Source organism: uncultured Campylobacter sp. (genome assembly GCF_938040115.1).
In the GTDB taxonomy this organism is placed as follows: Bacteria; Campylobacterota; Campylobacteria; order Campylobacterales; family Campylobacteraceae; genus Campylobacter_A.
Window position 1 is genome coordinate 1 of the sequence record NZ_CALHXD010000329.1, and the last position, 2,813, is coordinate 2,813.

3 protein-coding genes are annotated in these 2,813 nt (G+C 50.6%); all 3 read right to left on the minus strand.

Annotated features, from left to right (window positions below; genetic code table 11):
* Window positions 1-333: 333 nt before the first annotated feature.
* Complete coding sequence (rfaQ, locus tag Q0314_RS11070; RefSeq protein ID WP_298059033.1) at window positions 334-1,422, minus strand: putative lipopolysaccharide heptosyltransferase III; 1,089 nt, start codon at window positions 1,420-1,422, stop codon at window positions 334-336.
* The gene (locus Q0314_RS11075; RefSeq protein WP_298059035.1) at window positions 1,419-2,183 is read right to left on the minus strand and encodes a glycosyltransferase family 2 protein; all 765 of its coding nucleotides are present in this window, start codon (window positions 2,181-2,183) and stop codon (window positions 1,419-1,421) included. Before Q0314_RS11075 ends, rfaQ begins: the two co-directional genes overlap by 4 nt.
* A partial coding sequence (locus Q0314_RS11080) for a lipid A biosynthesis lauroyl acyltransferase (protein WP_298059036.1) occupies window positions 2,177-2,813 on the minus strand: 637 nt, incomplete at its 5' end. The genes Q0314_RS11075 and Q0314_RS11080, both read right to left, overlap by 7 nt.

The following is a 2,813-nucleotide window of genomic DNA, read 5'->3' on the forward strand; positions in this document are numbered from 1 at the left end:
TTGGCATGCCTCGCGGCGGGGTATTTTTGGGGCGAGCGTGCCGCCGGCTGGAGCGTGGCGTTTGCATTTGCGTTCGCGCCCGTTTGTTTGATCGTTTTCGTGATCTCGTATGTGTTTAACGAAAAGAAAGCCTAGGCGTCAAATTTAAGCACCCAAATTTATAAAATCAAGAAGTTCAAATTTGACGGCTAGCGTTCAAGTAAAATTTGACTTTGCAAGATCCGAGCCGATAAATTTGATCGTCAAATTTAACCAAAGCAGCCAAACTTACCGCTCGCGGCTCAAATTTGCTCGTAAGATTTAGCCAAAGCGGCCGCATTTTACAAAGCACGCTTAGCTCTGGCTCAAATTTTCCCTGATTTTGCTTTTTATCGCCTCTAGCTCCTCGCCCTCAAATCTCATCAGCGTTCGCTCCACGCCGTGCTTTATCATCCCCTCTTTGTCGCACGGCACGAAGTCCCAGTCCTTTTGAAACACCGCGTGCTTGCCCATAGTTTGGTTGCCGTTGCGCTGCGTGTAGCCGCTTTCGTCCAGATCGTTGTCCCACGGCCCCCACTCAAACGCTCCGCTAGGCCCAAACAGCGCGATCACGGGTACGTCGTTGGCCGCGGCTAGGTGCATGATCGCCGTATCTACGCCGATGAACATCGCAGAGCGCTTTGATAGCGCTGCGGTTTGTTTTAGGGTGAGTTTGCCGCCTAGATTTACGGGGCTAGAGGAGCACAGCGCCAGCACGTCGTCCAGCTTTTTTAGCTCGGCGTCGTTGTTATCGGCCGTTAGCACCACTCGCGCGCCCAGCCCCTCGCAAAAGTCGATTATCGCAGCTATGGTTTCGTCGTCCGCACACTTAAACATCCAGCGGCTAGTTAGATGCACGTGGATGAATTTAGGCGGTAAATTTAGATGGCTGATGCAGTCTGGATCAAAATACACGCTCACTCGTTTGCCGCTAGGCTCAAATCCTAGCGCGGCTAGGGCGTCTAGATTACGATCTACGGTGTGGCGCAGGCCGCCTATTTTAGGGGCTTTGTGCGTTATTATTTTATTTACGGCTTTGTTTTTGCCCTCAAAGCCCACGATGGTTTTTATCTTGGCGTATTTGGCGACGATGATGCCGCGGTCGCCCGTCGTGGTCTGCACGGCGATGTCGTATTTTTGCTTTTTGATAGCGCGGATAAACTTTAGCTCGCGCCAAAGTCGCTTGAAAAAGCCGACCTCTTTTATATTTGCGCGGTCGTAGATGTGGATGTTTTGGACGTTCGGGTTGCCCTCGATCATCGCCTCGGTGCCCTTGTTTAGGGCGAAATCTATCTGCGCGTCAGGGTAGATGCGGCGCAGGTTTTCGACGAGCGGAGTCGTGAGCAGCACGTCGCCGATGTTTCTAAATTTCATAACTAGGATTTTGATTTTTTTATCTTTCATTTTACGTACTTCCAAAATGTGTATTGCGCGTAAAGCCTTGCTATCACGTAGCCGCGCCAGCCCTCGCGCCAGCCGCCTTTTAGGAAAAATAGCTTAAAAAACGTCCACGCGGGATTTAAAACGGCTTTAAATTTACTTGATTTTGCGCCCTTTGCGCCCAGGCTCGAATAGCGATTTTGCTTGGCGATAAACTGCTCGATGCTGCCATATGCATAGTGCTTGAAGTGGTTTTTTAGCCTGCCGGTTTGATTTTTGGGAGCGGTTAAATTTGCGCTGCCTGCCGGAGTTTGTTCGTCCGTTTTGGACGCGCTTTTTAAAACGACCTTTTCGTGTATCTCGCGCCCGTCAAACTCCGCCCGCGTCTTGTCAAACAGCCTAACCGTGTAGTCCGGGTAAAGCCCCATCGTGCGCACTTCTTTGCCGAAAAAGATATTTGCGCGAGCTACCTCGTACGCGCAAAACTCGGAACGCTGCAGAACCTGCAAAATTTCCTCCCGCAAAGGCTCTAAAATTACCTCGTCGCTATCTAGCACGAAAACCCAGCGATTGCGCGCTAGATCGACGCCCAGCTGCTTTTGCGCGCTAAATCCCAGCCATTTTTGCTTGTGAAATTTGACGTTTTTAAACCCAGAGCAAATTTGCTCCGTAGCGTCTACTGAGCCGCTATCGACCACGACGACTTCGTCTGCGAATTCGCAGCTTTTTAGCACCTCGGCGAGGTATTTTTCGCTGTTAAGCGTGAGGATTACGACGCTTAGCATTTATAAATTTCCTCGTTAAAATGCTTAAAGCGTTTATGAAACCAAAAGTACTCGCTAGGCTTCTCGCGCACGGCGACCTCGGTAGTGTCTGATTGGGCTTGCGTGGCCTTTAGCACGGCTTCGTCTTTGTCAAAATCCCTAACGTCAATCGGCGGAAAAAAGCAAATTTCGCTGAGGTTGCGCCCTTTTTCGCGGATAAATGCGGGCACGATGAGCGCGTCTGTTTTTTGTGCGAAAATGCTAACTGCGGGCGTATGCAGGACTTTTCGCCCGAAAAATTTGACCTCTACTCCTTCGTCTTTTGCGGTGTTTTGATCGACCAGGATACCGACTAATCGGCGCGCCTTGACCGCTTTTAAAATTTGCTTGGCGCCGCCCATTTTATCGATTAGCTCGATATCAAAGCGGGTGCGATTTGCCGCCAAAATACGCTGCATGACCGCGCTATCAAGAGCGCGTCCGACGATGCTAACGCCGCCGAATTTTGCCGCCATCGCCAGCGAAAAGAGCTCCCACTGCCCGTAGTGCGCGGTTTGCACGATGATCGGGCGGCCTGAAGCAAGCGCGTTTTGTAGGATTTGCTCGTTTTTAAATTCGACTTTTTCTAGGATTTTTTCCTTGCTCGCGTTT